The organism is Micromonospora sp. CNZ295 (assembly GCF_004217535.1).
The window spans coordinates 4,276,831-4,302,393 of the sequence record NZ_SHKZ01000001.1 but is presented as its reverse complement, the minus strand read 5'-3'; the positions used below and the strand labels follow the sequence as shown (position 1 = coordinate 4,302,393).

26 protein-coding genes, 2 pseudogenes and 1 riboswitch are annotated in these 25,563 nt (G+C 74.3%); of the genes and pseudogenes, 14 read left to right on the top strand and 14 right to left on the bottom strand.

Annotation, left to right across the window (positions count from 1 at the left end; all coding sequences use genetic code 11):
- Positions 1-15: 15 nt before the first annotated feature.
- Positions 16-333 (bottom strand): annotated as a pseudogene (locus tag EV376_RS30960) (hypothetical protein); the annotation flags it as partial.
- On the opposite strand from EV376_RS30960, the gene EV376_RS20145 reads away from it, so the two are divergent.
- A complete protein-coding gene (locus EV376_RS20145) occupies positions 267-1,244 on the top strand; it encodes a flavin-dependent monooxygenase (protein ID WP_486482719.1) in 978 nt (325 codons plus the stop codon). The pseudogene EV376_RS30960 and the gene EV376_RS20145 overlap by 67 nt on opposite strands.
- Positions 1,245-1,252: 8 nt before the next feature.
- A pseudogene (locus EV376_RS20140) lies at positions 1,253-1,489 on the top strand (bifunctional 5,10-methylenetetrahydrofolate dehydrogenase/5,10-methenyltetrahydrofolate cyclohydrolase); the annotation flags it as partial.
- Here EV376_RS20140 and EV376_RS20135 read toward each other — a convergent pair.
- Positions 1,473-2,345 (bottom strand): winged helix-turn-helix transcriptional regulator, encoded by an 873-nt coding sequence (locus EV376_RS20135; protein WP_130325482.1) that lies wholly within the window; start codon positions 2,343-2,345, stop codon positions 1,473-1,475. The pseudogene EV376_RS20140 and the gene EV376_RS20135 sit on opposite strands and share 17 nt — an antisense overlap.
- Positions 2,346-2,434: 89 nt before the next feature.
- On the opposite strand from EV376_RS20135, the gene EV376_RS20130 reads away from it, so the two are divergent.
- Genes EV376_RS20130 through EV376_RS20120 form a run of 3 tightly spaced genes read left to right on the top strand, consistent with a single transcriptional unit; the run spans position 2,435 to position 5,051 of the window.
- Complete coding sequence (locus EV376_RS20130) at positions 2,435-3,241, top strand: ABC transporter permease (RefSeq protein ID WP_486482718.1); 807 nt, start codon at positions 2,435-2,437, stop codon at positions 3,239-3,241.
- A complete protein-coding gene (locus tag EV376_RS20125) occupies positions 3,238-4,233 on the top strand; it encodes an ABC transporter ATP-binding protein (protein ID WP_130325480.1) in 996 nt (331 codons plus the stop codon). The genes EV376_RS20130 and EV376_RS20125 overlap by 4 nt, the downstream gene beginning before the upstream one ends.
- Positions 4,230-5,051, top strand: a complete 822-nt coding sequence (locus EV376_RS20120) for an ABC transporter permease (protein WP_130325478.1) — start codon at positions 4,230-4,232, stop codon at positions 5,049-5,051. Before EV376_RS20125 ends, EV376_RS20120 begins: the two co-directional genes overlap by 4 nt.
- Positions 5,052-5,067: 16 nt before the next feature.
- Here the strand turns inward: EV376_RS20120 and EV376_RS20115 are convergent, their stop codons facing one another.
- Positions 5,068-5,847, bottom strand: coding sequence for an endonuclease/exonuclease/phosphatase family protein (locus EV376_RS20115; protein ID WP_130325476.1), 780 nt, complete (start codon positions 5,845-5,847; stop codon positions 5,068-5,070).
- A 219-nt stretch (positions 5,848-6,066) separates the two neighbouring features.
- Between EV376_RS20115 and EV376_RS20110 the strand changes: the two genes are divergently transcribed.
- Positions 6,067-6,840 (top strand): TSUP family transporter, encoded by a 774-nt coding sequence (locus tag EV376_RS20110; RefSeq protein WP_130328763.1) that lies wholly within the window; start codon positions 6,067-6,069, stop codon positions 6,838-6,840.
- A 42-nt stretch (positions 6,841-6,882) separates the two neighbouring features.
- Positions 6,883-7,653: a GNAT family N-acetyltransferase gene (locus EV376_RS20105; RefSeq protein ID WP_130325474.1), complete on the top strand. Its 771-nt coding sequence runs from the start codon at positions 6,883-6,885 to the stop codon at positions 7,651-7,653.
- A gap of 28 nt (positions 7,654-7,681) precedes the next feature.
- Here the strand turns inward: EV376_RS20105 and def are convergent, their stop codons facing one another.
- Together def and EV376_RS20095 are read right to left on the bottom strand one after the other, a co-directional pair.
- On the bottom strand, positions 7,682-8,194 hold the full coding sequence (def, locus tag EV376_RS20100; RefSeq protein ID WP_130325472.1) for a peptide deformylase: 513 nt from the start codon (positions 8,192-8,194) through the stop codon (positions 7,682-7,684).
- A gap of 58 nt (positions 8,195-8,252) precedes the next feature.
- On the bottom strand, positions 8,253-9,026 hold the full coding sequence (locus EV376_RS20095; RefSeq protein ID WP_130325470.1) for a TetR/AcrR family transcriptional regulator: 774 nt from the start codon (positions 9,024-9,026) through the stop codon (positions 8,253-8,255).
- Between the two features lie 78 nt (positions 9,027-9,104).
- Between EV376_RS20095 and EV376_RS20090 the strand changes: the two genes are divergently transcribed.
- Both EV376_RS20090 and EV376_RS20085 read left to right on the top strand, forming a co-directional pair.
- Positions 9,105-10,079 carry an ATP-binding cassette domain-containing protein gene (locus EV376_RS20090; protein WP_130325468.1) on the top strand — a complete coding sequence of 325 codons (975 nt, stop codon included), beginning with the start codon at positions 9,105-9,107 and terminating at the stop codon, positions 10,077-10,079.
- The gene (locus EV376_RS20085; protein WP_130325466.1) at positions 10,076-10,882 is read left to right on the top strand and encodes an ABC transporter permease; all 807 of its coding nucleotides are present in this window, start codon (positions 10,076-10,078) and stop codon (positions 10,880-10,882) included. Before EV376_RS20090 ends, EV376_RS20085 begins: the two co-directional genes overlap by 4 nt.
- Positions 10,883-11,207: 325 nt before the next feature.
- Here the strand turns inward: EV376_RS20085 and EV376_RS20080 are convergent, their stop codons facing one another.
- Positions 11,208-12,407 carry a chorismate-binding protein gene (locus tag EV376_RS20080; RefSeq protein ID WP_130325464.1) on the bottom strand — a complete coding sequence of 400 codons (1,200 nt, stop codon included), beginning with the start codon at positions 12,405-12,407 and terminating at the stop codon, positions 11,208-11,210.
- Between the two features lie 123 nt (positions 12,408-12,530).
- On the opposite strand from EV376_RS20080, the gene EV376_RS20075 reads away from it, so the two are divergent.
- On the top strand, positions 12,531-12,731 hold the full coding sequence (locus tag EV376_RS20075) for a DUF5999 family protein (protein ID WP_130328762.1): 201 nt from the start codon (positions 12,531-12,533) through the stop codon (positions 12,729-12,731).
- Between the two features lie 120 nt (positions 12,732-12,851).
- Here EV376_RS20075 and gcvP read toward each other — a convergent pair whose 3' ends face one another.
- The gene (gene gcvP, locus EV376_RS20070; RefSeq protein ID WP_130325462.1) at positions 12,852-15,671 is read right to left on the bottom strand and encodes an aminomethyl-transferring glycine dehydrogenase; all 2,820 of its coding nucleotides are present in this window, start codon (positions 15,669-15,671) and stop codon (positions 12,852-12,854) included.
- 72 nt (positions 15,672-15,743) lie between these two features.
- Positions 15,744-15,841, bottom strand: a riboswitch (glycine riboswitch).
- Between the two features lie 128 nt (positions 15,842-15,969).
- On the opposite strand from gcvP, the gene EV376_RS20065 reads away from it, so the two are divergent.
- Positions 15,970-16,854 carry a methyltransferase domain-containing protein gene (locus tag EV376_RS20065; RefSeq protein ID WP_130325460.1) on the top strand — a complete coding sequence of 295 codons (885 nt, stop codon included), beginning with the start codon at positions 15,970-15,972 and terminating at the stop codon, positions 16,852-16,854.
- A gap of 59 nt (positions 16,855-16,913) precedes the next feature.
- Here the strand turns inward: EV376_RS20065 and EV376_RS20060 are convergent, their stop codons facing one another.
- A complete protein-coding gene (locus EV376_RS20060) occupies positions 16,914-17,756 on the bottom strand; it encodes an NAD-dependent protein deacetylase (protein WP_130328761.1) in 843 nt (280 codons plus the stop codon).
- Positions 17,757-17,873: 117 nt separating this feature from the next.
- Between EV376_RS20060 and EV376_RS20055 the strand changes: the two genes are divergently transcribed.
- From EV376_RS20055 to EV376_RS20045, 3 genes are all read left to right on the top strand, one after another.
- The gene (locus tag EV376_RS20055) at positions 17,874-18,560 is read left to right on the top strand and encodes a winged helix-turn-helix domain-containing protein (RefSeq protein WP_130325458.1); all 687 of its coding nucleotides are present in this window, start codon (positions 17,874-17,876) and stop codon (positions 18,558-18,560) included.
- Entirely contained in the window at positions 18,557-19,810 is a 1,254-nt protein-coding gene (locus EV376_RS20050) for an MFS transporter (RefSeq protein ID WP_130325456.1), read from the top strand. Before EV376_RS20055 ends, EV376_RS20050 begins: the two co-directional genes overlap by 4 nt.
- 121 nt (positions 19,811-19,931) lie before the next feature.
- The gene (locus EV376_RS20045; protein WP_130325454.1) at positions 19,932-20,591 is read left to right on the top strand and encodes an SDR family oxidoreductase; all 660 of its coding nucleotides are present in this window, start codon (positions 19,932-19,934) and stop codon (positions 20,589-20,591) included.
- Positions 20,592-20,658: 67 nt separating this feature from the next.
- On the opposite strand, the gene EV376_RS20040 is transcribed toward EV376_RS20045, so the two are convergent.
- From EV376_RS20040 to ftsR, 6 genes are all read right to left on the bottom strand, one after another.
- A complete protein-coding gene (locus EV376_RS20040) occupies positions 20,659-21,354 on the bottom strand; it encodes a DivIVA domain-containing protein (RefSeq protein WP_130325452.1) in 696 nt (231 codons plus the stop codon).
- On the bottom strand, positions 21,351-22,529 hold the full coding sequence (locus EV376_RS20035; protein ID WP_130325450.1) for a globin domain-containing protein: 1,179 nt from the start codon (positions 22,527-22,529) through the stop codon (positions 21,351-21,353). The genes EV376_RS20040 and EV376_RS20035 overlap by 4 nt, the downstream gene beginning before the upstream one ends.
- Before the next feature lie 2 nt (positions 22,530-22,531).
- Entirely contained in the window at positions 22,532-22,930 is a 399-nt protein-coding gene (locus tag EV376_RS20030; protein WP_130325448.1) for a group I truncated hemoglobin, read from the bottom strand.
- Between the two features lie 528 nt (positions 22,931-23,458).
- Positions 23,459-24,034, bottom strand: coding sequence for a MerR family transcriptional regulator (locus EV376_RS20025; protein ID WP_130325446.1), 576 nt, complete (start codon positions 24,032-24,034; stop codon positions 23,459-23,461).
- A gap of 172 nt (positions 24,035-24,206) precedes the next feature.
- A complete protein-coding gene (locus tag EV376_RS20020) occupies positions 24,207-24,671 on the bottom strand; it encodes a bifunctional nuclease family protein (protein WP_130325444.1) in 465 nt (154 codons plus the stop codon).
- Positions 24,672-24,841: 170 nt separating this feature from the next.
- Positions 24,842-25,537: a transcriptional regulator FtsR gene (ftsR, locus tag EV376_RS20015; RefSeq protein ID WP_207228577.1), complete on the bottom strand. Its 696-nt coding sequence runs from the start codon at positions 25,535-25,537 to the stop codon at positions 24,842-24,844.
- Positions 25,538-25,563: the final 26 nt, after the last annotated feature.

Sequence of the window (25,563 nt, the reverse complement as noted above, 5' to 3'; positions counted from 1 at the left end):
GAAGGCGGGGTCGGGGTTGGCGAGCTGGTTGTTGAGCAGGCCGTCGACGAGGGCGAGCAGGAGGCGTACGGCGGTGGTGGGGTGGCGGGCGCCGAGGGCGGCGAGCAGGGGTGCGGCCCAGGCGGTGAGGTCGGCCTGGCTGCGGGCGATCTGTTGCTGGAGGGCGGGTTGGTGGGCGGCTTCGCCGAAGATGGCGAGCCGGGCGAGGGTGAGTGTGCGGCGGTCGGTGGCGAGGTGGTGGACGAGGGCGCCGAGGGTGTGTGAAGGTGTCGCGGTCGACCGGGTCGAGGCTGCCGGAGACCGGCACGGGCCTGGGCATCTGGCCGTCGGCACTGCGCGCGCTGGACCGGCTCGGGGTGGGCGCGGTGGCGCGTGAGCGCGGGCGGGCCCAGCCGGACGGTGCGCTGCGCCGGCCGGACGGGTCGGTGATCGCCACGCTGGACGTGGGGCGGACCCGGGCTCGGCACGGTGAAGGGGTGCGCCTGCTGTCCCGGCCGGCGTTGCCGGGGGTGCTGGCTCAGGCGTTGCCGCCGGGCACCGTCCGGTTCGGAGCGCCGGGGGCGGATCCGGTGGCGCTGACGCGGGCGTACGACCTGGTGGTCGGCGCGGACGGGCTCCGCAGCGGGACGCGGGCCGCGCTGTTCGGTGACCGCTTTCCGCTGCGGTACGCGGGGGTGACGGCGTGGCGCGGCACGGTGGCCCTGGACGTGCCGGCGGGCGGCGAGACGTGGGGCCGGGGCCGCAAGTTCGGGCTGACGCCGCTGGCTCCCGGGGTGACGAACTGGTACGCGGCGGTGGCGGCACCGGAGGGGTACCGGCCACCGGTGGGTGACCGGGCGGCGTTGTGGCGCTGGTTCGGTGACTGGCACGACCCGATCCCGGCGGTGCTGGACCGCATCGACGGGGCCGGGTTGCTGCACCACGATGTGCACCATCTGACGCCGCTGCCGTCGTACGTGGCCGGGCGGTGCGCGCTGGTGGGGGACGCGGCGCACGCGATGACGCCGGATCTGGGCCAGGGCGCCTGCCAGGCGTTGATCGACGCGGTGGCCCTTGCGGACGCGGCGGCGGTGGCGCCGGACGTGCCTGCGGTGCTGGCCCGTTACGACCGGCAGCGGCGGCGGCCGGCGCAGCGGATGGCGGCGATGGCGGCGCGGGCGGGACGCCTGTCGCAGGTGCGCCGCTTCACCGGGGTGCGGGACGCGGCGCTGCGGGTGGCGCTGTCGTTCGGCCCGCCGGGCTGACCTGTGGCCTGGTGTCGGCGGCGGGTGTGCCGGGCATCGTCCGGCCGGAGCACGTGCGGCCGGGTGCCGTCGTGGTCGGGGGTGGGGTGTGCTACGCGGGACGTCGGTTGCTGCCGGACGTGGACGAGTCGTGTGCGCGGGTGGCGGGCGCGATCACGCCGCGGGTCGGTGGGGTGGGCCCGACGACGGTGGCGATGCTGTTCCGCAACGCGTTGCGCGCGGGCGGTGTCAGCCGCGGGTGGTGACCAGGTGTAGGGCTTCGGTGATCGCGGCGGGGATGTCGGTGACCGGGTAGAGGGCGCCGGTGATGGTGCGGTCGCGGTCGACGACGAGGATGAGCCGCTTGAGGCGGGTCTGTTGGCCGGCGCGGAAGGTGGGCAGGCGCAGGGCGGCGGTGAGGTGCAGGTCCACGTCGGACAGCAGCGGGAAGGGTACGCCTTCGGCGGCGGCGAAGGCGGCCTGTTCGTCGGGGCGCTGGGTGCTGACGCCGTGGACGGTGGCGCCGTGCGCGGTGAAGGCGGGCCACCGGTCGCGGAAGAGCCGGTTCTCCAGTGTGCAGCCGGCGGCGCCGGGGATGTCGGCCCAGTCGGCGGGCAGCGGGCTGGGTGTGCCGGTGCCGGGATAGGTGAACAGGACGGTGGCGGGGGTGGCGGCCACGGGGTCGGTGGGCCTGCCGTCGGTGGCGGTGAGGGCCGGGCCGTGGGGCAGCCGGCTGCCGACGAGGGCGTGGACGCGGTTGGCCTCGGCGCTGTCGGGGGTGGTGGTGGCGGTGAGGTGGCCGTCGCCCAGCACCCACCGGTCGGCCCAGTCCTGCATGGCGATGAGGGTGGGCAGCAGGGCGCGGCCGCGGTCGGTGAGGACGTACTCGTGGCGGGGTGGGCGGTCGGTGTAGGGGCGGCGGGCCAGGACGTCGTGGTCGACGAGGTGGCCGAGGCGCTGGGTGAGGACCTTGCGGGAGACGCCGAGTTCGGTGACGAGGGCGTCGAAGCGGTGGTGGCCGCGGGCGATCTCGCGCAGGACGAGCAGGTTCCACCAGTCGCCGACCACGGCGGCGGCGGTGGCGATGCCGCAGGTGTCGTCGTGCGGGCGGTGGCGGGTCATGTCGGGATCCTGCCGGACGGTGGGTGGGGGCTGCGCGGCGACACCCCTCCATAGTAAGTTCCCTTTGGGAACTAACCAGGGAGGTTCGGGTGGCAGCCGCGTGGCCGACGTTCGTGCGCAACTGGCGGATCACGCTGCGGGCGTACCCGTGGACGTACTTCGTCGGCACCCTCGCCACCGGTCTGCTGACCGTCGGAGTTGCGCTGCTGGCCTACCGGGCGATCGGGGGCGGGCAGGTCGCGGCGAGCTTCACGGCGGCGACCGGCAGCGGCGACTACCTGGGCTACGTCACGGTGGGCGCGGCTGCGCTGACGTTCACCACCCGGATGGTGCTGTGGGTGGCCAAGGCGCAGATCACCGAGTACCGCGAGGGGACGCTGGAGAGCCAGCTGCTCACCCCGGCGCGCCGGCTGCCGTACCTGCTCGGCGTCACCGGCCAGGCCCTGACCACCACGGCGGTGGAGATAACGGTGCTGCTGGCCGCGGCGGCGGCGCTGGGCGTACGGCTGCCGGCCCCCGACCCGCCGGTCCTGGTGGCGGCGCTGCTCGCGGCGACCGTGGCGGTGCTGGGCATGTCGGTGCCGCTCAGCGCCGTGATGCTGGCGGCGGGCGAGGCCCACATCACGCAGAACACCCTGTTCACCGGGATGGCGTTGCTGTGCGGGTTCACGTTCCCCACCGGCTACCTGCCCGACGCCGCGCGGTGGCTGGGTGAGGCGCTGCCGGTGACCTGGGCGCTGCGGGTGCTGCGGGCGGCCACCCTGCCCGGCTCGGGCACCGACCCGCTGCCGGCGCTGGCGGTCTGCCTGGCGCTGGGGACGGCGTACCTGCTGGTCGGGCTGTGGATGATCGGGCCCGCCGAGCGGCGCGCCCTGGGAAGGAGCGGCAACGCATGAGCGGCATCGTCACCACCGACCTGCGCAAGGTGTTCCCGATTCGCCGGGGCTGGCGGCGCCGGCCGGCGGGCCCACCGGTCCCCGCCGTCGACGGGTTGTCGCTGTCCGTGCCCGCCGGCCAGGTCACCGGCCTGCTCGGCCTCAACGGCGCCGGCAAGACCACCACCATCCGCATCCTGTCGACGCTGCTGCGGCCGACCTCCGGCACCGCCAGCGTGGACGGGCTGGACGTGGTCGCCGACGCCCGGGAGGTGCGGCGGCGGATCAACGTGATCGCCGGCGGCGAGCGGATGGTCTACAGCCGCCTCACCGCACGGGAGAACCTGTGGTACTTCGGGCAACTCTACGACGTGCCGCGGGCCCGGCTGCGGCCCCGCATCGGGGAGCTGCTGTCGCTGGTCGGTCTCGAGGCCGCCGCGGACACGCCGGTGGAGCGCTACTCGCGCGGCATGCGGCAACGGCTGGTGATCGCCCGCGGCCTGATCAACGATCCGGCGTACCTGCTGCTCGACGAGCCCACCCTCGGCCTGGACGCGCCGATCGCCCGGGAGCTGCGGGCCCTGGTCGCCGACCTCGCCGCCGGCGGCGTCGGGGTGCTGCTCACCTCGCACTACCTGGCCGAGGTCGAGCAGCTGTGCCGGCACGTGTACGTCATCGCGCGCGGCGCGCTCGTGGCCGAGGGCAGCCCGGCGGAGCTGACCGGGCAGACCCGCAGCCGGCACACCGTGCAGGTCAGCGTGAGCGAAGCCGGCCCGGCGGTGGCCGCCGCGCTCGGCGCGCTCGCCGCCGACGCCGGCGCGGACCTGGACCGCGACGTCGACGACGACGGCCGGGACCGGTTCACCCTGCGCCACCCCGACGACCTGGCCGGGCTCGCCGCCACCGCGGTGATCCGCGCCGGCGGGACGATCACCCGGCTGACCGCCACCCCACCGACCCTGGAGGACGCCATCCTCGCGCTGACCCGGCCGACGGCGGTGCGGGCCCGGTGAGGCACGCCCTGCGCGTCGTCGCGGCCGAGGCGCTCAAGCAGCACCGACGGCTGTTCGGCCAGCCGCTGGTCGTCTTCTCCATGCTGCTGTGGCCGCTGCTCACCCTGGCCGCCACCTACTACACGGTGCTGCCGGTGATCGGCACGCCGGGGGCCGCCGACCGGTGGCCGGTGGCCGGGGAACCCCGCCGCCTGCTGGCCTTCCTCGCCGCCGGGGCACTGGCCTACACGTTCTTCTTCTCCCTGGTCCAGTCGGCGTGGCACTTCTCGTTCGAGCGCGTCAGCGGCACCCTCGAAGGGCTGTTCCTCTCCCCCGCCAGCCGGATGGCGCTGGTCGTCGGCAACGGCGCCGCGGCGCTGGCGCAGAACGCGTGGCTGTTCGGGTGCTTCGGGGTCGCCGCGGCCCTGGCGGCGGACCTGCTGGACGTCGCGCACCCCGGCATGTACGCGGTGGCGCTGCTCGCGCTGCTGCTGCCCGCGGTGGCGTGGGGCGCGTTCCTGAACAGCCTGCTGATCTTCTCCCGGGACTCGGCGTTCCTCTACACCCTGCTGGACGACCCGCTGTGGTTCGTCGCCGGAGTCCGGCTGCCGCTGTTCGCGCTGCCGGTGTGGGTCAAGGCCGTCGGGTTGGCGTTCCCGCTGACCAGCAGCCTGGTCGTGCTGCGCGGGGCGCTGCTGGAGCGGGCCGACGTCGGCGACCTGGCCGGTCCGCTGGCGCTGCTCGCGGCGCTCACCGCCGGGCTGCTCGCCGCCGCCGCGGGCCTGCTGCGCCTCGGTGAGGCGCACGTGCAGCGCACCGGCACCCTGCACCTGTTCTAGGGCGGTCGTGCCACAGTCAGCCGAGGTCGACGATCAGTGGCCGGTGGTCGGAGATGGTCGACAGCGGGGTGCGGACGGCGGTGACCGGTGGCAGCAGGTCCAGGCCCTGCCGGTCGGCGAGGACGTGGTCGAGTTGGACGCGGGGCTGCCCGGCCGGGTAGGTGGGGCGGCGGCCCAGGGGCCGCCAGCCGGTGAGCAGGCGGGCGGGGCCGGCGGGCAGGTTGAGGTCGCCGAGCAGGATCCGCGGGGCGGGCAGGGTGCGCAGGGCGCGGACGGTGCGGCGCAGTTGGTGGGCGTTCCAGCCGGGCACGAACGACAGGTGGGTGGCGGCGACGGTGAGCGGCCCGCGGGGGGTGTCGAGGACGGCGGCGAGCACGACGCGGGGTTCGTCGCGCAGCAGGACGAGCCCGCCGCCGGGGCCGGGCACGTAGACCGGTGAGCGGACCGGGGCCGGCTTCAGGCGGGTGACCCGCCAGGCGGTGACCGGGTAGCGGCTGACCAGGCCGACGCCGTAGCAGGGTTCGCCGTGGCCGTCGTCGTCGTGGGTCAGCGGGCGGAACCGTTGGCCGGGCGTGCCGACGACGGCGGCGGCGAAGCGGTGCTCGGGTGCGCCGAGGGCGCGGGCGGCGATGGCGGTCTGGTCCAGGTTTCCGCTGCGGCCCTGGTCGCGGTCGACCTCCTGGAGCGCGAGGACGTCGGCGTCGAGTGCGCCGACGGCGGCGGTGAGCCGGTCGGGGTCGACCAGGCCGTCGGTGAGGGAACGGCCGTGCAGCAGGTTGAACGTGGCCAGGCGCACGTTTGCACCCTACGTCTCCGTGGCAGGGTTGCCGGGTGCTCAAGGTGTTGCTGTGTTCCGCGTTGGTGTTCCTGGCGGTCGGCGCGGCGGCGGTCCGGCTGCGGCGCCGCCGCGGCCGTTGAGGCGCGCCGGTGGCGCCGGCCGCGTCGGTGCTGGTGAGGCTGGCCACAGGCGGCCTCGTGGCCCGGGTGGCGGTGGGCAGAATGGCCGCCCGTGGACCTGGACCCGTTGTCGCTGACCACCCTGCTCGCCGCGGCCGCCCTGGCCGGCTGGATCGACGCGGTGGTGGGCGGTGGCGGGCTGCTGCTGTTGCCGGCGCTGCTGCTCGGGGCGCCGGGGATGCCGGTGGCGACCGCGCTGGGCACGAACAAGCTGGCGGCGATCGCGGGGACCACGACGGCGGCTCTGACGTACGCGCGGCGCACCAAGCTCGACTGGGCGGTGGCCGGGCCGGCGGCCGGGTTGGCGGTGCTGTGCGCGGGGTTGGGTGCCGCGTTGGCCGGCAGTGTCCGGGGTTCGGCGTACCGGCCGGTGGTGCTGGTGGTCCTGGGGACGGTGGCGGTGTTCGTGGTGGCCCGGCCCCGGTTGGGTGTGGTGGCCGAGCCGCACCGGCGTACCCGGGCCCGGATGGCGGCGGCGGTCGCGGTCGCCGGAGTGGGCATCGCCCTGTACGACGGGTTGATCGGGCCGGGCACCGGCACATTCCTGGTGTTGGCGTTCACCGCGCTGGTCGGCTCGGACTTCGTGCACGCGTCGGCGATGGCCAAGGTGGTCAACGCCGGTACGAACCTGGGTGCGCTGGTGGTGTTCGGGCTGACCGGCAACGTGTGGTGGCTGCTGGGCGCGGCGATGGCGGTGTGCAACATCGCCGGGGCGATGCTCGGGGCGCGGATGGCGCTGCGGCGCGGGTCCGGGTTCGTGCGGATCGTGCTGCTGGTGGTGGTGCTGGCGCTGGTCGGCAGGCTGGGCTACGACCAGTGGCTGGCCGGCTGACCCGGATCCGGCGCGGCGGCGGCCGCGTGTGATCATCGGCGGGTGGCGGTACGGGCGGAGCACGACCGGACGGTGCTGGCGCGGTTGCTGGGCCGGGATCCGGTGCTGAACGCGTACCAGCTGGGCGACCTGGACGACTTCTTCTGGCCGTACACGTCGTGGTTTCGTCGCGGGGAGGCGGTGGCGCTGCTCTACCACGGTGCGGTGCCCGCGACGCTGCTGGCGTTCGCCGACCCGGCGCGGACCGGGGAGCTGGCGGAGCTGCTCGGCGAGCTGAGCGGGGTGCTGCCGGCGCGGCTGCACGCGCACCTGTCCCCCGGCCTGGAGGCGGCGCTCGCGCCCGCGTACGCCGTGGCTGCGGCCGGAGCCCACCTGAAGATGGCGCTGACCGAGCCGGCGCTGCTGGCGGCGGTGCCGCCGGCCGGGCAGGTGCTCGCCGCGGCCGACCTGCCGCAGCTGCGCCGGCTGTACGCGGCCGCGTACCCGGGGAACTGGTTCGACGAGCGGATGCTGGGCACCGGCCAGTACGTGGGGGTGCGCGAGCGCGGCGAGCTGGTCGCGGTGGCCGGGGTGCACGTGTGGTCGCCGCGCTACCGGGTGGCGGCGGTGGGAAACGTGACGACGCATCCCGAGGTGCGCGGGCGTGGGCTGGGCGCGGCGGTGGTGGCGGCGCTGTGCCGGCGGCTGCGGGAGACGGTCGATCACGTGACGCTGAACGTGAAGGCGGACAACAGAGCCGCGGTGCGGCTCTACCGGCGGCTCGGGTTCACCCGGGTCGCCGACTACGGCGAGTTCACGCTGGCCGCCTGCTGAGGGCCCGGCCGGCCGATCCGCGTGCGCGTCAGGTGGTGCGTTGCCGGGGTGAGTCGAAGCGGCCCGCGCGGATCTCCCGCAGCGCCCGGCGGCGGGTCTCGCCGCGCAGGGTGTCGACGTAGAGCCGGCCGGCGAGGTGGTCGGTCTCGTGCTGCAGGGCGCGGGCGAGGAACCCGGAGCCGGCGATGGTCAGCGGCGCCCCGTGCTGGTCGACGCCGTGCGCGGTGGCGTGCATCGCCCGTGGTGTCGGGAAGTACAGGCCGGGCACGGACAGGCAGCCCTCGTCGTCGTCCTGCAGTTCGTCGGACAGCTCCAGGGTGGGGTTGATCAGGTGGCCGCGATGCCCGTCGGCGTCGTAGACGAACACCTGGGCGCTGACGCCGATCTGCGGTGCGGCCACGCCGGCCCGGCCGGGGGCACCGAGCAGGGTGTCCATCAGGTCGGTGACCAGGGCGCGCAGCTCGGCGTCGAAACTGGTCACGGGCTCGGCCGGGGTGCGCAGCACCGGGTCGCCGATGATCCGGATCGGGCGCATCGTCATGCCGTCAAGATTATCTCCGTGACGGCGGGCCGGCCCGGAACCGCGCCGGGACCGGCGGTCAGCGGTCGGGACGGTCGCGGACGAGGACCTCGATGCCGTCGAGGATGCGGGCCAGGCCGAACTCGAAGGCCCGCCGGGGGTCGCCGGCGGCCTGGTACTCCTGCCCGGCGGCGGCGCCGACGCGGGCGGCGAGCGGGAACCGCCGCGCATCCAGGGCCTTCTCCAGGTACGGGGCGTGGGTGTCCCACCACTGCTGTTCGGTCATGCCGGTGTGGGCGGCGGCCTGGGCTGCCTCGACGGCGCTGCGCACGGCACCGTGGACGAACCCGTCGATCAGGGTGACCACGGCGTCCATCTCCAGGTCGGTCAGGCCGGTCCCGTCGACGGCGCGCAGTTCCTGTTCGTAGCGGGCGATCACGTGCGGGCCCAGCGGCGGGCGGGTGGTGGCGACCTGCAGCAGCCACGGGTGGCGCAGGTAGCGGGCCCAGTTGTCGCGGGCGACCTGTTCCAGGCGCTGCCGCCAACCGGCGGTGGGGTCGTCGGCCGCCGCGTCGACGGTCTCCCCGTAGACGGTGTCGAGCATGACGTCGAGCAGTTCGCCCTTGCCGGGCACGTACGTGTAGAGGCTCATGGTGCCCACCCCGAGGCGCTCGGCGACGCGGCGCATGGACAGCGCGGCGAGCCCTTCGGCGTCGGCGACCTCGATGGCGGCGCGGACGATGCGGTCGACGGACAGGTCCGGGCGGCCCTTGCGGCTGACGCGTTCCCGGGTGCGCCAGAGCAGGGCGAGGCTGCGCGCGGGGTCGCCGGTGCCGCTGTACTCGGTCGTCACCGTCCCACCTTAACCGTCCGCCGTACCGTATGTTGTACGGTACGGCGTACGGGCAGGTGGGGCCGGGGAGGTCACGAGATGGCGGACGAAACGGCGGCGATCGAGGCCGAGGGGCTGCGCAAACGCTACGGGGAGGCCACCGCGCTCGACGGGCTGGACCTCACGGTCCCGGCCGGCGGCGTGTGCGGGCTGCTCGGGCCCAACGGGGCCGGCAAGACCACCACGGTGCGGGTCCTGGCCACCCTGCTGCGACCCGACGCGGGCCGGGCCGTCGTCGCCGGCGCCGACGTGGCGCGCCACCCGCGGCGGGTCCGCGAACGCATCGGCCTGGTCGGCCAGCACGCCGCGGTGGACGAGGTGCTCAGCGGCCGGCAGAACCTGGTGCTGTTCGGGCGCCTGCACCACCTGTCCGCGGCGCGGGCCCGGGCGCGGGCCGCGCAGCTGCTGGACCGGTTCGACCTGCTCGACGCCGCCGACCGCCCGGTCGGCACGTACTCCGGCGGGATGCGCCGGCGCCTCGACCTGGCCGCCGGGCTGATCCTCGACCCGCCGGTGCTGTTCCTCGACGAACCCACCACCGGGCTGGACCCGCGGGCCCGCGCCCAGGTGTGGGACGTGGTGCGCCGGCTCGCCGCCGCCGGCACGACCGTGCTGCTCACCACCCAGTACCTGGAGGAGGCCGACCAACTGGCCGACACGCTGCGCGTGATCGACCGGGGACGGGTGCTCGCGTCCGGCTCGCCGGAGCAGCTCAAGACCGCCCTCGGCGGCGACCGGGTGGACGTCGTGCTGTCGCGTCCCGAGGACCTGGACCGGGCGGTACGCGTCGTCGGCGCGGCCACCGGCGCCGCCCCGCGCGTCGACGCGGCGGCGCTGCGGCTCAGCGTTCCCGTCACGCACCGGGTGAGCGCGTTGGCCGCCGTGCTGCGGGCCCTGGACGACACCGGTCTGAGCGCCGCCGACGTCGCGGTGCGCCGACCCACCCTCGACGAGGTGTACCTGCGGCTCACCGCCGCCGACACCGCCGGAACGCGACGAAAGGTGACCCGGTGAGCGTCCGCGCCGCCCGGCGGCTGCGCTGGGCCGTCTCCGACAGTCTCGTGCTCACCGTCCGGACGCTGGCGCACTGGGGCCGCCAGCCCGTCGAGGTGCTGGTCGGGCTGCTGTTCCCGGTGCTGCTGGTGCTGATGTTCGCCTATCTGTTCGGCGGCGCGATGAGCGTGCCCGGCGGCGGCGACCACCGGGAGTTCCTGCTGCCGGGCATGTTCGCCATGACGATGGCCTTCGGCATCGAGACCACCTACACCGCGGCGGCCACCGACACCGCCCGGGGGGTGACCGACCGGTTCCGGTCCCTGCCGATGGCGCCGTCGGCGGTGGTGACCGGCCGGGCCACCGCGGACCTGCTGCACTCGGTGCTCGCCCTGGCCGTGGTGCTCGCCTGCGGGCTGGCCGTCGGCTGGCGGTGGCACGACGGCCTGGCGCACGCGGCGGCCGCGGTCGGGCTGCTCCTGCTGCTGCGGGTCGCGCTGATCTGGGTCGGGATCCACCTGGCGCTGGTGCTGCGCCGTCCCGAGTCGGTGGTGGCGCTGCAGATCCTGGTCTGGCCGGTCGGGTTCACCTCGAACGCGTTCGTCGCCCCCGACACCATGCCCGGGTGGCTCGCGGCGGTCGCGCAGTGGAATCCGCTGTCGGCGACCGTCGCGGCCTGCCGGGAGTTGTTCGGCAATCCCGGCTGGGGCGGCGACTCGTTCGCCGCGCAGCACGCGCTGGGCCTCGCGGTCGCCTGGCCGCTGCTGCTGATCGCGGTCTTCCTGCCCCTGTCGGTACGCCGCTACCGCCGCCTGTCCCGCTGATGCCGACCGGCGTCCCGCGCGAACCGCTGACGCCGACCGGCGTCCCGCGCGAACCGCTGGCCTCACCGCGTGGCAAGCTCCCGCACGCGCTGTGGAACTGACTCGTCCACGTCGTCACGGCCGGGCCGCCGGCCGATCCGTCGACGACATCAGTTCCACAGGCGACACGGCTCGCGTCCAGCCGGCGGAAACTCGCGGTTCAGCGACGACCTCCCCCCGCGCCGAGCGCCGCTCGACCTGCCGACCGCGTCCGCGCCGCACTGGCCGGGTTCGCCGCCACACCCTGAGCGCCAGGCAGCCGCGCGCCGGCCTCCTGGCCGCCCGGTCAGCCGGCGGCCAGGGCGGCGCGCAGCGGGCCCGCCTTCGCCGCCGCCTCGGCGACCTCGGCGTCGGGGTCGCTGCCCCAGGTGATGCCGCCGCCGGCCCACACGTGCAGCCGGTCGGCGTCGGCGGCGGCGGTGCGGATGGTCAGGCCCAGGTCGACGCGCCCCGGGGCGACCCAGCCGAGCGCGCCCATGCTGGCCCCGCGACCGACCGGCTCCAGGGCGGCGATCCGGTCCAGGGCGGCGAGCTTCGGCGCGCCGGTGACCGACCCGCCGGGACAGACCGCGCGCAGCAGCTCGGCCAGGCCCAGACCGTCGTCGACCGATGCGGACACGGTCGACTCGGCCTGCCACAGGTCGCACCAGCGCCGTACCGCGAACAACTCGTCGACGCGGACGCTGCCGGTACGGGCGACGCGGGCCAGGTCGTTGCGTTCCAAATCGACGATCATGACGTGCTCGGCGCGTTCCTTGGCCGAGGCGAGCAGCTCTGCGCGGCCGGCGGCGGTCGCCGGTCGGGTGCCCTTGATCGGCCGGGTGATCACCTGACCACCGGTCACCTCGACCAGGGTCTCCGGGGAGGCGCAGCCGATCGCCCAGCCGTCGCCGGTGAGGACACCGCCGTAGCGGGCGCCGGGCAGCGTGCCGAGGCGGGCGAGGGCGGGCAGCGGGTCGCCGCCGTAGCGGGCGGCGGCGTGCCCGACGAGGTTGACCTGGTAGACGTCGCCGCGGCCGATGGCGTCGCGGACGGCGCGCACGGCGTCGGCGTGCTGCGCCGCGGTCCAGCTCTCGACGAAGTCGCCGAGCCACCAGCCGCCGCCCTGCCGCGCGGACCCGCCGGACGCGGGTCGGGGCCGGTGGTCGTAGACGACGACGGCGACCTCGGGCAGCGCCGGCGCGGGGGTGGGTGCGCCCGCCGCGCCGCCGGCGAGCAGCGCGCCGGCGCCGGCGGAGACGTAGAGGGCGGCCCCGCACACGCCCTGCGTGTCGTGCGCCGGGGCCGGGCGGGCCAGGTCGTCCAGGGCGAGGCCGTGCTCGGCGAGGAACCGCTGGGCCAGCAGCGCCGGGTCCCCGCCGTCGGCGGGCCGCCACTCCCACCGGTCCCGCTCGGCCAGGACGCGCCGGCATCCGGCCGGGGCGCCCGGCGCATCGACCACTATCCGTGGGAGCGTTTCCACGCCGTCCGGTCCGATCCGCCTCATCCGTTCAGTGGAATTCGCGTACCGCACGCGCGCACCTGCTCGATGTTGGTCGCTTTCGCTTGGTACTGTGCGTCACTGGTCATGTGAACCATGACACAGCGCCCCCACAGTCCGGAGAACCCGATGTGCCAGCACCAACCCACCTGCCCCTCCGCCGAAGCGACCGATCGGGACGCCGCCAGAGCGATCGCCTGCTTCCCTGAACAGGGCTGGAGCCTGCTCTGCAACGGCGTCATCCTCTTCGAGGACACCGGTGAGCTGCTCCCGGACGGGCGAACCATCGCCCCGCACCGCGGCCCCGCCCGCCACGCCCTCGTCGCCTGAGACGCGCACGCTGCGTCACACACCCGTCAACGTCGGCCCCAGGCTAGTCCCCCGGTCCGGGGCGCCCGGAGCCGACCCGACCGGCCGGGGCGCCCGCGACAGCGCCCCGGCGACCGCCGCTCAATCCTCGAAGGCCTCCGGCGCCGGGCAGGAGCAGACCAGATTCCGGTCGCCGTACGCGCCGTCGATGCGCCGCACCGGCGGCCAGTACTTGCCCGCCCGCGCCACCCCGGCCGGGTAGGCGCCCACCGACCGCGGGTACGGGTGCGGCCACTCGTCACCGGACACCATCGCCGCGGTGTGCGGTGCGTTGGCCAGGGGGTTGTCGCCCGCCGGCCACTCCCCCGACCCCACCTTGTCGATCTCCGCCCGGATCGCGATCATCGCGTCGCAGAAGCGGTCCAGCTCGGCGAGGTCCTCACTCTCCGTGGGCTCCACCATCAGCGTGCCCGCCACCGGGAACGACATCGTCGGCGCGTGGAACCCGTAGTCGATCAACCGCTTGGCCACGTCGTCCACGCTCACGCCGGTCGCCTTCGTCACCGGCCGCAGGTCCAGGATGCACTCGTGGGCCACCAGGCCCTTGTTGCCCGCGTACAGCACCGGATAGTGCCCACGCAGCCGCGCCGCCACGTAGTTGGCGGCGAGCACCGCCACCCCGGTCGCCCGGGTCAGCCCGGCCGCGCCCATCATCCGCAGGTACGCCCACGGGATCGGCAGGATCCCCGCCGACCCGTACCGCGCCGCCGAGATCGCCGGGCGGCCCGGCTCGCCGGCGAGCGGGTCACCGGGCAGGAACGGCGCCAGGTGCGCCCGCACCGCCACCGGGCCCACCCCGGGCCCGCCGCCGCCGTGCGGAATGCAGAACGTCTTGTGCAGGTTCAGGTGCGACACGTCCGCCCCAAACTTGCCGGGCTTGGCGAACCCGACCAGCGCGTTGAGGTTCGCCCCGTCGACGTACACCTGCCCGCCCGCCTCGTGGACCTTCGCGCACAGCTGCGCGATGCCCGTCTCGTACACGCCGTGCGTCGACGGGTAGGTCACCATGATCGCCGCGAGCGCGTCCCGATGCTTGTCGATCTTCGCGTCGAGGTCGACCAGGTCGACGTTGCCGTCGGTGTCGCAGCCGACGACCACCACCCGCATGCCGGCCATGACCGCGGAGGCGGCGTTGGTGCCGTGCGCCGACGACGGGATCAGGCACACGTCCCGGTGCCCCTCGCCGCGGGACCGGTGCCACGCCCGGATGGCCAGCAGACCGGCCAGTTCGCCCTGCGAGCCGGCGTTGGGCTGCACGCTGACCGCGTCGTAGCCGGTCAGCTCGGCCAGCCAGCGCCCCAGCTGGGCGATCATCTCCCGGTACCCGGCGGTCTGCGACTCGGGCGCGAACGGGTGGATGTGCGCGAACTGCGCCCAGCTGACCGGCTCCATCTCGGTGGTCGCGTTGAGCTTCATCGTGCACGAACCGAGCGGGATCATGCCCCGGTCCAGGGCGTAGTCGAAGTCGGCCAGCCGCCGCAGGTAGCGCAGCATCGCCGTCTCCGAGTGGTGGCTGCGGAACACCGGGTGGGTGAGGAAGTCGGACGTGCGGGACAGGGCGGCCGGCAGCGCCGCGTCCACATCCGCGGTGAACGCCGCCACCCCGAACGCCGCCCACACCTGCTCCAGGTGCGCCGTCGTGGTGGTCTCGTCGCAGGAGACGCCGACCCGGTCGGCGTCGACCAGCCGCAGGTTCACCCCGCGCGCCGCGGCGGCGGCGACCACGTCGGCGGCCCGGCCGGGCACGGCCGCGGTGACGGTGTCGAAGAACGCGACGTCCGCGACGGCCACGCCCCCGGCGCGCAGCCCGGCCGCGAGCCGCGCCGCCATGGCGTGGGTACGCGTCGCGATCTCCCGCAGCCCGTCCGGGCCGTGGTAGACGGCGTACATGCCGGCCATCACGGCGAGCAGCACCTGCGCGGTGCAGATGTTGCTGGTCGCCCTCTCCCGCCGGATGTGCTGCTCGCGGGTCTGCAGCGCCAGCCGGTACGCGGGGTTGCCGTCGGCGTCGCGGGACACGCCGACGAGCCGGCCGGGCAGCATCCGCTCCAGGCCGGCGCGCACCGCCAGGTAGCCGGCGTGCGGCCCGCCGAACCCCATCGGTACGCCGAAGCGCTGGGTGGTGCCGGCGGCGATGTCCGCGCCGATCTCCCCGGGCGGGCGCAGCAGGGTCAGCGCCAGCAGGTCCGCGGCGACGGTCACCAGCGCGCCGGCGGCGTGGGCGGCCTCGACCAGGCCCGCGTGGTCGCGGACCGCCCCGGAGGCGCCAGGGTACTGCACGTGCAGGCCGAAGAACTCGCCCGGCAGCTCTGCGCTGTCCAGGTCGACCACGCGCACGTCGATGCCCAGCGGCTCGGCCCGCCCGTTGAGCACGGCGACGGTCTGCGGCAGCGTGTCCGCGTCGACCACGTACACGTTGCTCCTGCTCTTGGCCGCGCGGCGGGCGAGGGTCATCGCCTCGGCCGCGGCGGTGCCCTCGTCGAGCATGGAGGCGTTCGCGGTGGCCAGCCCGGTCAGGTCGGTGACCATGGTCTGGAAGTTCAGCAGCGCCTCGAGCCGGCCCTGGCTGATCTCCGGTTGGTACGGCGTGTACGCGGTGTACCAGGCCGGGTTCTCCAGCACGTTGCGGCGGATCACGGCCGGGGTGTGCGTGCCGTGGTAGCCGAGGCCGATCATGGACACGGCGACGGTGTTGCGGGCGGCCAGGGCCCGCAGCTCGGTGAGGGCGTCGTGCTCGCTGGCCGGCTCGGGCAGGTCGAGGGTGCCGTGCCAGCGGATCACCTCGGGGATCGCCGCGTCCATCAGCTCGTCGATCGAGCCGTAACCGACGGTCTCCAGCATCCGGCGCTCGTCGTCCGGGCCGGGGCCGATGTGGCGGGCGGCGAACTGCTCTGCGGTCATGGGCGGCGCCTCCGGGGGCGAGGTCGACAGGTCGGCCTCCCCCTCTGTCGCACCCGTGGGTGCTCCACAGTGCCTGCCCACGAGGTCCTTTTGCCTGAGAGGTTCCGGGGAGGATTTGCCCCTTCGGCGCCGTCCGGGTGTTTCCGGGCGGTCTCTCCCACGCGGGTGCTACCGGCATGGTCAACGCTACCAGCGCGCGCGTTTCCGCGGATGTCGTCCCCTCGGCGCCGGCTCGATCCGACCCACGGGTGCGGGCGACCCGCCGGGGGCCGGAGGGCCACCGTGATAACTTGCGTCGATGAGTTCGCGACCTGAGCGCGCCGCATCCGGTCACGTCGGCCGCGTCGCCGACTACTACGACGACAACACGCGCCGGTTCCTCCTGGTCGCCGAGAGCCCGGGCAGTGACGCCATCCACCGCGGTGTGTGGACGCCGGATGTCACGAGCGCGGCGGAGGCCATGGACACCGTCAACCGCCTGCTGATCGAGCGGGTGCGCGGGCACGTCCCGGCGGGCGGCGCGAGGGTGCTCGACCTCGGCTGTGGCGTGGGCGCGACGATGGTGCGCCTGGCCCGCGAGGTGGACGGGTTCATCTGCGGGGTGACCATCAGCCGGGTGCAGGCCGAGATCGCAGCGAAACGGTTCGCCCGCGACGGACTGACCGACCGCTGCCAGGTGATCTGCGCCGATTTCGCCGAACTGCCCGCGCAACCGCACTACGACGCCATGGTCGCCGTGGAGGCGCTCGTTCACTCGCCGTCGCTGGAGCACCTGCTCCCGTCCCTGGTGGATCGGCTGCGCCCGGGAGGCCGCCTCATCGTGTGCGACGACTGGGTGACCGACAAGGATCGCGGGCTCGCCGCTCGCGATCGCTGTCTCGACCAGTTCCGCGCCGGCTGGCGGATCGGGAGTCTGCACACCGTGGGCGAGCTGGTCGCCATGTCTGAGCGCGCCGGCCTGCGTCTGGTCGAGGACCTGGATCTCACGTCGTACGTGCGCCTCGGTCGACCACGCGACCGCCTGGTCAAGCTGGCCGTGGGCGCCACCGCCGTGGCGCCACGGCTTCGCGACCGGCTGCTCGAGCTGCCGTTCTGGGCCAACATGATCGGCGGGTCGGCGTTGCAGGCCGGACTGTCGCGGCGGTGGCTGGAGTACCGGTTGATCGTGCTCGAGAAGGCATGAGGGCCGCGCCCGGTCACGTGCGGTTCGCGGCGCCACCGGCGACCTGATCGCGGCCCGGCTCACACCGCGACCGGCGGTGCCGCGACCGGCGCGGCGGGGCACACCCGGTCGGCGAGGGCCGGCAGCAGCGCGCCCAGCGGCGCGTCCACCGTCAGGGCCGCGTACGCGTCGCCGCGGGTCGGGCCCTGGTTGACGATCGCCACCGGGATGCCCAGTTTCGCCGCGCGGAGCACGAACCGCCGCCCCGACATCACCGTCAACGACGAGCCGAGCACCAGCAGCAGCCGGGCGGCCTCCACCATCGCGAAGCACCGGGCGACCCGGGCCGGCGGGACCGTCTCGCCGAAGAACACCACGTCCGGTTTGAGCATGCCCGTGCCGCAGAGCGTGCAGTCGACGATCCGGAACCGGGCCACCGCCTCCTCGTCGAGGTCGACGTCGCCGTCGGGGTTGACCGCCACCGCCCGCGCGTCGAAACCCGGGTTGGCCTCGGACAACCGCCGGTGCAGCTCCTCCCGGGAGGTGCCGTTGCCGCAGTCCAGGCAGGTCACCTCGTCGAGCCGGCCGTGCAGCTCCACCACCCGCTCGCCACCGGCGGCCGTGTGCAGGCCGTCGACGTTCTGGGTGACGATCCCGTCGACCAGGCCGGCGCGCTGCAGCCGGGTCACCGCGAGGTGCCCGTCGTTGGGGGCCGCCCGGGCGATCGTGCGCCACCCGACGTGGCTGCGCGCCCAGTAGCGGCGCCGGGCCTGCGCGTCGCGGGTGAACGTCTGGTACGTCATCGGCGTGTGCCGGCGGGCCGCCCCGCTCGGCCCCCGGTAGTCCGGGATACCCGACTCGGTGGACAGGCCGGCCCCGCTGAGCACCACCACGCCACCGCCGGCCGTCAGCTCGGCCAGCATCTCCACCCGTTCACTCACCCGCCCATGCTGCCCCAACACCGGCCTCCACGCCCACCGCCGGACGGTCGTGCCACCAACCTGTTGCAAAGAAATCTTTGCAAAGCTACGTTTGCATTCATGGTTACCGGCCCCGGGTACGACCCCACGCGGGACGTGGTCCTCGACGCGCGAACGCTGCGCGGGGTGGCCCATCCGCTGCGCCTGCGGCTGCTCGGCTCGCTGCGCCACGAGGGGCCGCAGACGGCAACGCAGCTGGCCGCCCGGCTCGGCGAGTCCAGTGCCGCGACCAGCTACCACCTCCGCACGCTGGCCGCCCACGGCTTCGTCACCGACGCGCCGGAACTGGGCCGCGGCCGCGAACGCTTCTGGCGCGCCGTGCACCGCTCGACCTGGTTCGACGCTCCCGACCGGGACGCGCCGGAGCGGGCACTCGGCGAGGCCTACCTGCGCACCGTCGCGCGGATGTACGCGGAGAACGTCGAGCGGTCCATCACCGAGCTGGCCGACTGGCCCCCGCAGTGGGTACGGGCGACCAGCATGAGCGACCTCACGGCGAGCCTGACCGCCGAGGAGGCCGAGCAGCTCGCCGGCGAGATGATGGCCCTGCTGGTGCGGTACCGGCAGCAGGCGGAAGCACGGGCCGGCGACGGGGCCGAGCGCGTCGCGATGACCACGCAGTTCCAGATCTTCCCGCGGCGCGGCCAGCTCGACGCGCTGGTGGCGACGCGGTCCGCGCCCGCCGCCGAATCGCCCGCTCCCCCGACCGGCGAACCGTCCGGCACCGAGGGCACGGACCGACGGTGAGGCAGCGGTCCGCGTACGGGCTCCTCGTCGCCAAGGCGGTCTCGGTCGCCGGCACGCGCATGTCCGTCGTGGCGGTGCCGTGGTTCGTGTTGCAGACCACCGGCGACGCCCTGCTGACCGGCGTCACCGCCTTCGTGGAGATGGCTGCCCTGGTCGCGGCACGCGTACTCGGCGCACCGCTGGTCGACCGCCTGGGGCCGCGGACGGCCAGCGTCGACGGTGACCTGATCGCCGGGCTGGCGCTCGGCGTGGTGCCGCTGCTGTACGCCGTCGGCCTGCTCAGCTATCCGGTCCTGCTCGTGCTGGTCGGAGTGGTCGGACTGTTCCGCGGACCGTCGGACAACGCCAAGTACGCGATGGTGCCCGACGTCGCCGCCGCCGCCGGCTGGAGCAACGAACGCGCCGCCGGGCTGGCCGACAGCGTCGGGCGTCTCGGGTCGCTGATCGGCGCGCCGCTGGGCGCAACGCTGATCGTGCTGGTCGGCGCGCCCGCGGTCATCGCCCTCGACGCGGCCACCTTCCTGCTCGCCGCCGTACTGGTGGCGACGCTGGTCGGGGCCCGGACACCCACGGCCGAGGCGGCCGAGGCGAAGCACCGGGCCGGCGGCTACGTCGCCGACCTCAAAGCCGGGCTGCGCTTCGTCCGGCGTGACCCGCTGCTGCGGGCGATCGTCGCGATGGTGCTGCTGACCAACCTGCTCGACCAGGCACTGACCGCGGTGCTCCTGCCGGTGTGGGCGACCGAGCGCTACCAGGACGCCGCACCCATCGGGCTCGTGCTCGGCGCGCTGAGCGGCGGAGCCTTCGTGGGGTCCCTGCTCGTGTCCGGCTACGGCGCCCGCCTGCCCCGATGGCGCACGTACACGGTGGCGTTCCTGCTCGGCGCCGTCCCCCGGATCTTCGTGCTGGCGCTGCCGGTCGGGCTGCCCGTCGTCGCGGGCGTCGCGCTCGCCGGCGGGATCCTGATCGGAGCCATCAATCCGTTGCTGGCCGCCGCCGAGTTCGAACGCATCCCCGCCGGCCTGCGGGCCCGGGTCCTCGGCACGGTCGGCGGCCTGGCCTGGGCCGGCATCCCGCTCGGTGGGCTGGTGGGCGGTGTGCTCGCGTCGACGCTCGGCGCCACCGGCGGCATCCTGGTGGTGGGGACGGTGTACCTGCTGGTCACCCTGGACCCACTGCTCCGCCGGCGCACCTGGCAGCTGATGAACCGGCGGGCCCCGGCCGGCACCATGGTCGCCGTGCCGGGCTGACGACGGCGTCGCGGCACGACCGGTGTCCGCCCCGGGAGCGCACGCCGCCAGGTGAGCCGTGGCCACTGCCGACCGACGAGCGCCACCCGCCCGGGGCCGGCGGCCCGGTAGGTTCGACGGTATGCGCGTCGTCATCGCCGGAGGCCACGGCAAGATCGCCCGACTGCTGGAACGCGAACTCGCCGGCCGCGGCGACGTCGCCGTCGGCCTGATCCGCAACCCGGAGCACGCCGCCGCCCTCTCCGCGGCCGGCGCCCACCCGGTGGTGTGCGACCTGGAACACGCCGACGTCGACACGGTCGCCGCCCACCTGGCCGGCGCCGACGCGGTCGTCTTCGCCGCCGGGGCCGGGCCGGGCAGCGGCGCCGCCCGCAAGGACACCGTCGACCGGGGTGCCGCCGTGCTGCTCGCCGACGCCGCCCAGGCCGCCGGGGTGCGCCGCTACCTGCTGGTGTCGTCGATGGGCGTGGAGCAGCCACCCGCGCCCGGCACCGACGAGGTGTGGGCGGCGTACCTGCGGGCCAAGAAGGCCGCCGAGGACGACCTCACCGGCCGCGACCTGGACACCACGGTGCTGCGGCCCGGCCGGCTCACCGACGACGAACCCACCGGCCGGATCACCCTCGCCCGCCACGTGCCCCGCGGGGCGGTCACCCGCGCCGACGTCGCCCGCGTCCTGGTCGCCCTGCTCGCGGCGCCCGCCACCGCCGGGCTGACCCTGGAACTGGTGGGCGGCGAGACCCCTGTCGCCGAGGCCCTGCGCGCCGTCGCGCCGGCCTGACCGGCCGCCCGCGGCAGACCGTCGACCCCGGACCGCCGCAGGTCGGCCGACGCTGGCCGGGGCGGGCTCAGCGCTGACCGTGGCGCGGCAGCGCACCCTGCCCGGCGCCCGCGCCCACCGGCGCCGCCCCGGCGGCGTCCTGCGCCAACCGCTGCATCGTGCGCGCCAGGTGCTCGCTGCCGTCGTCGAGATGCCGCGCCGCCGCCTGCATGTGCGAGATCATCATCTCCCCGTAGATGCGCAGCGCCTCCCGGGCCGCCACCGAGTCGTCGAAGCTCGCCCCGGCGGACGCCCGGTAGTCCTGCACCGCCCGCTCCGCCTCCTGCCGAGCCTCCTCCGCCGCGGCCCGCACGTAACTCTCGTACTGCGTCCGGGCGTACTCGGCGACCCGCCGGGCGTAGTCGTGGGCCTGAGCGATGATCTGCTCCGCCTCCCGCTGCGCCGCCGACAGCAGGTTGACCTCCTTGGTCGCCGGCATCGCCGACGCCGTCGGCGCGCTCGGCAGCACCCCGTGCCGGTGCAGCTCCAGGTGGTTGTTGAGCCGCTCGTTCTCCGCCCGCAGGTGCGCGATCTGCGACGACAGCAGATCCAACTCGTCGGCCACCTGGACCCGGAACCGGTCCACGTCGGCGTTGTCGTAGCCGCGGCGGGTGAACGGCGCGGTACCGAACTCCCACCGCCGCACCCGGTCCGCCGTGATCCGCACCTGCACGCCACTGGACACGTGCTTGCCGTCGTACCTGCTGATCGGACTCGCCGTCACCCTAACCCTCCGGAATTGTCAGCGGTGGACGCCGCCTGCACGGCCGTCCGCCACGACGGGCCGTACCAGTGCTTGCCCAAACCCTCGTGGTGCAGCTGCCCGGCGTGGTAACCGGCGCGGTCCAGCGTGGTCATCGCGTGCGCCACCAGGTTGTCCGAACCGCACACGAACACGTGCCGGGACCGCCAGTCACCGTCGGCCAGCGCCCGGTCCACCGGGTACGTGATCTCCCCCGGCCGCGCCGGGTCGCTGCCCACCACATAGGTCACCGACAGCCACGGGTACGACGACGCCAGCTTGTCGATCGCGTCGCTGTCGTAGAGCTCCATCCGCGAGCGGGCGCCCACGTACAGGTCGACCCGCCGCCGGGACCCCTCCGCCGCGACCTGCTCCACGAGCGCCTTCACCGGCGCCCATCCGGTGCCGCCGGCCAGTAGCAGCAGATCCGCCGAACCCGCCGAGGCCAACGTGAGCCGGTCACCCACCGGCGCCGACAGGTGGATCTGGTCACCGGTCGTGCACCCGTACACCAGGCGCGAGGACACCGCCCCGCCCGGCGCGGCGCGCACGTGCAGCTCCAGCGTCCCGTCGGCGCGGGGCGCGTTCGCCGGCGAGTAGTACCGCCACGACCGCACCGCCGGGTGCGACGCCCCGATCGACTGGCCGGGAGTGAACGGCAGCAGGTACTGCGGGCGCAACGTCAGCACCGCCACGTCGAACGCCCGCCGCTCGTGGCCGACGATCTCCGCCACCCACCACGGCGGGTTCACCGTCTCCGCGGCCTGCGCGCCCTCGGTCATCACCTTCGCGACCAGCCCGTAGGCGTCCGCCCAGTCCTGGGCCAGCTCGTCGGTCCACTGGTCGCCGAGGAAGTGCCGCAAGGTGGCCAGCAGCGCCTCACCCACCGCCGGGTAGTGCTCCGCGCGCACGGCGAACTTCCGGTGGTCGGCGCCGAGGTCGGTGAGGAACCCGACCAGCCGGTCCACCTGGTCCACGTGCGACACGATGTGCCCCAGCGCCGTCACGAGCCGGTCCCGCTGACCCGCCATGTTGGTCGGGAACATCTGCCGGGTCTCCGGATGCGCCAGGAACAGCGTCGAGTAGAAGTAGAGCGGCACCTGGTCGCCGTGCGCGGCGACCAGGGACCAGCTCTGCTTGAGCCGGGCGGCGTCCACGCTCAGGCGCCCGTCCGGGTCCCGGCGGCCACCACCTGGTCCTGCACCTGGGCCAGCACGGCCCGCACGTCGGCGATGATGTCGGCCGGCACGCCCAGCTCGGTCAGCGTCGCGGCGAGGTGCCCGCCGACCTTCGCGTAGTGCGCCGCCGGGATGTTCAGCGGCTGGTGCGCCTCCGCCAGGCCCCGCCCGGCGTACTCGTTCGGCCCGCCCAGCACCACGGTCAGCATCAACGCCAGGTGCCGCCGCTGCGCCGTCATGTCCACATCGGTGAAGTAGCCGGCCAGCTCCGGGTCGGCCAGGACCTTGTCGTAGAACAGCTCCACGGCCGCCTTCACCGAGCTGGCGCCGCCGATGCGTTCGTAGTGGGAGGTGGGGGCGGTCTCTTCGGTAACCGTCACGGTCGGTTCCTTCCGCAAGTGGCAGGGGATCGCGCGCGCTGGGGTCGGCGCGCACACCGGGTACGCCCGCCCCGGCGGAGCCTCGCGGTGACTCCGTCGCCGGGAGGCGCGAAGGGGACGATAGCGCGTTGCGACGTTCCGGTCACCGCCGCCCTATCGGATTCCCGACAACACTCCAACACGGACGGTAATCAAAGCATGATCCAATATCGACGGTCAGTCAGTAGCCGGACACAGTCCGTTCCGGAGCATGGCAAATTTCCACAATGGGCGTGACATTCCCATGAACAGCACATCGCGAGGACTCGGCCGTCGAACCGGTGCGCAGCACCGACTCCAGCCATCGCCGGCCACCGCTGTCCGGGCCGGGACGGCCCCGCCGGCACCCGAACACACCACATCCGCCACCACACGGCAGCAACAACCCAGAGTAATCACAAGATCTCGTAACGCGTCGGCGCGTCGCAACCCGCGACGCCCGCCCGGCACGCCCCGCCGACCGCCGGAAACCCCGGCCCGAGCCGACCCTCAGCCAGCCCGCCGCCGCGCCCGACGCGCCGCCAACTCGTCACCCACCACGTCCGCCGACGCCGCCGCCGGCGGAGCCGGCTCCTGACCCGCCGGCTCCGCCGGCAGATGCGACAACGAACCCTGGATCTCCTTGAACGCGCCACCGATCGCGATGCCGAACACCCCCTGGCCGCCCTGCAGCAGGTCGACCACCTCCTCCGGCGACCGGCACTCGTACACCGTCGTCCCATCGGAGATCAACGTGATGCCCGCGAGATCCGCCACCCCACGCGACCGCAACGCCTCGATCGCCTTACGGATGTTCTGCAACGACACCCCGGCGTCCAGCAGCCGCTTGACCACCTTCAGCACCACCAGGTCCCGGAACGAGTACAACCGCTGCGTCCCCGAACCCGACGCGTCCCGCACACTCGGCACCACCAGCGACGTCCGAGCCCAGTAGTCCAACTGCCGGTAACTGATGCCCACCGCCTGGCACGCCGTCACACCCCGGTAGCCCACCGCGCCGTCACCGTCCGTCGCCACCGACGCGCCCTGCTCCGAACCCGAACCGGGATCCCGCGGCTCCTGCATCGGACAACCTCCCCGCCGTGCGGTGACGCGCCGATTCCGCAACGCGCACCCCTCGATACGGCAACCCTAACGCCGCACCGGACGGTTACCGGGGAACAACAGCCACGACACGCCGCGGGCACCACACGCCCACACCGGCCGTCACGCTCCGTGACCACGCCAGGGGCGCGGGTCAACCGGCGAAATCCTCCGGGCGCACCTGCTCCAGGAACTCGCGGAACTTCTCCACCTCGTCCTCCTGCTCATCCGGAATCACGATCCCGGCCTCACTGAGAACCTCGTCGGCACAACGAATGGGCGCACCCACCCGCAACGCCAACGCGATGGAGTCACTCGGCCGCGCCGAGACCCGCAACCCGTCACCGATCAACAGATCCGCGTAGAACACGTTCTCCTTCAGCTCGGTGATCTCCACCGCCCGCAACGGCGCCTTCAACGCCGCCAACACATCCCGAAGAAGATCATGAGTCAACGGCCGCGCCGGCTTGACCCCCTGCTGCTCGTAGGCGATCGCCGTCGCCTCGACCGCACCGATCCAGATCGGCAGATAGCGGTCCCCCTCGACCTCCCTGAGCAGGACGATCGGCTGGTTGCTCGGCAGCTCCACCCGAACCCCGACCACGCTCAGCTCGCGCACCGCCGCCTCCGTGTCGTTGTCACCTACGCCGCACCGCACCCTTCCTGCACGGTACACGGACCGCGACACGGCCGTCCCAAGCGCTGCAAGCGCCACGCCCGCGCCAGAAAGGGGTTACCCCGGCAAGCCTACGGCACGCTTCCCCAGGCAGATCTTTCCGCACCGGCACGTCACCGACCCAACGTCGACCGCAGCCCCACCCGCACCAACGCCGCATGCAGCTGCTGCGACAACGCCACCAACTCCCGCGCCGTCTCCGCCGCACGCGCCCGCGCCGCCGGATCACTCTGCCGCGCCAACGGCGCCACCAACTGCGCGAACAGACCCACCTCACGGTCCGCCGCCGTCCGGTACCCCCGCAGATGCCGCGGCTCCAACCCGTACGCCGCCAGACCCGCCACCGCCCGCGCGATGATCAACGCATCCCCGTCGTACCAGCCCGGCGGATCCGACACCAGCACACCGAGCCGCTCCAACTCCGCCAACGTCGACTCGTCGACACCACTGCGCGCCACCAGCTCAGCCCGGCCCAGCCGCACCTCCGGCGACTCGGCCTCCGCGTCGCGCCCCGGAACCTCACCACCGGGACCCACCGCCACCAACGTCGGCCGCGACCGACCCGACGGCCCGTCCGTCGCGTCCCACTCCGCCAACTGCTCACGGATCACCCGCAACGGCAGATACTGGTCCCGCTGCGCGGTCAACACGAACCGCAGCCGCGCCACATCGTCCCAGCTGTACTTCCGGTACCCCGACGCCGTCCGCTGCGGCTCCACCAGACCCTCGGCCTCGAGGAACCGCAGCTTCGACAACGTCGTATCCGGAAAATCCACCCGCAACTGGGCCAGCACCTCGCCGATGCTCATCAACGGCTGGGTACGGGCCGACCCCG

Coding starts and splice junctions, on each gene's coding strand:
- EV376_RS20135 (WP_130325482.1), bottom strand. CDS start 2,345: ATGACCCGCCACCGCCCGCACGACGACACCTGCGGCATCGCCACCGCC.
- EV376_RS20125 (WP_130325480.1), top strand. CDS start 3,238: ATGAGCGGCATCGTCACCACCGACCTGCGCAAGGTGTTCCCGATTCGC.
- def (WP_130325472.1), bottom strand. CDS start 8,194: ATGACGATGCGCCCGATCCGGATCATCGGCGACCCGGTGCTGCGCACC.
- EV376_RS20090 (WP_130325468.1), top strand. CDS start 9,105: ATGGCGGACGAAACGGCGGCGATCGAGGCCGAGGGGCTGCGCAAACGC.
- EV376_RS20080 (WP_130325464.1), bottom strand. CDS start 12,407: ATGAGGCGGATCGGACCGGACGGCGTGGAAACGCTCCCACGGATAGTG.
- EV376_RS20075 (WP_130328762.1), top strand. CDS start 12,531: ATGTGCCAGCACCAACCCACCTGCCCCTCCGCCGAAGCGACCGATCGG.
- gcvP (WP_130325462.1), bottom strand. CDS start 15,671: ATGACCGCAGAGCAGTTCGCCGCCCGCCACATCGGCCCCGGCCCGGAC.
- EV376_RS20065 (WP_130325460.1), top strand. CDS start 15,970: ATGAGTTCGCGACCTGAGCGCGCCGCATCCGGTCACGTCGGCCGCGTC.
- EV376_RS20060 (WP_130328761.1), bottom strand. CDS start 17,756: ATGCTGGCCGAGCTGACGGCCGGCGGTGGCGTGGTGGTGCTCAGCGGG.
- EV376_RS20055 (WP_130325458.1), top strand. CDS start 17,874: ATGGTTACCGGCCCCGGGTACGACCCCACGCGGGACGTGGTCCTCGAC.
- EV376_RS20045 (WP_130325454.1), top strand. CDS start 19,932: ATGCGCGTCGTCATCGCCGGAGGCCACGGCAAGATCGCCCGACTGCTG.
- EV376_RS20025 (WP_130325446.1), bottom strand. CDS start 24,034: ATGCAGGAGCCGCGGGATCCCGGTTCGGGTTCGGAGCAGGGCGCGTCG.
- ftsR (WP_207228577.1), bottom strand. CDS start 25,537: ATGAGCATCGGCGAGGTGCTGGCCCAGTTGCGGGTGGATTTTCCGGAT.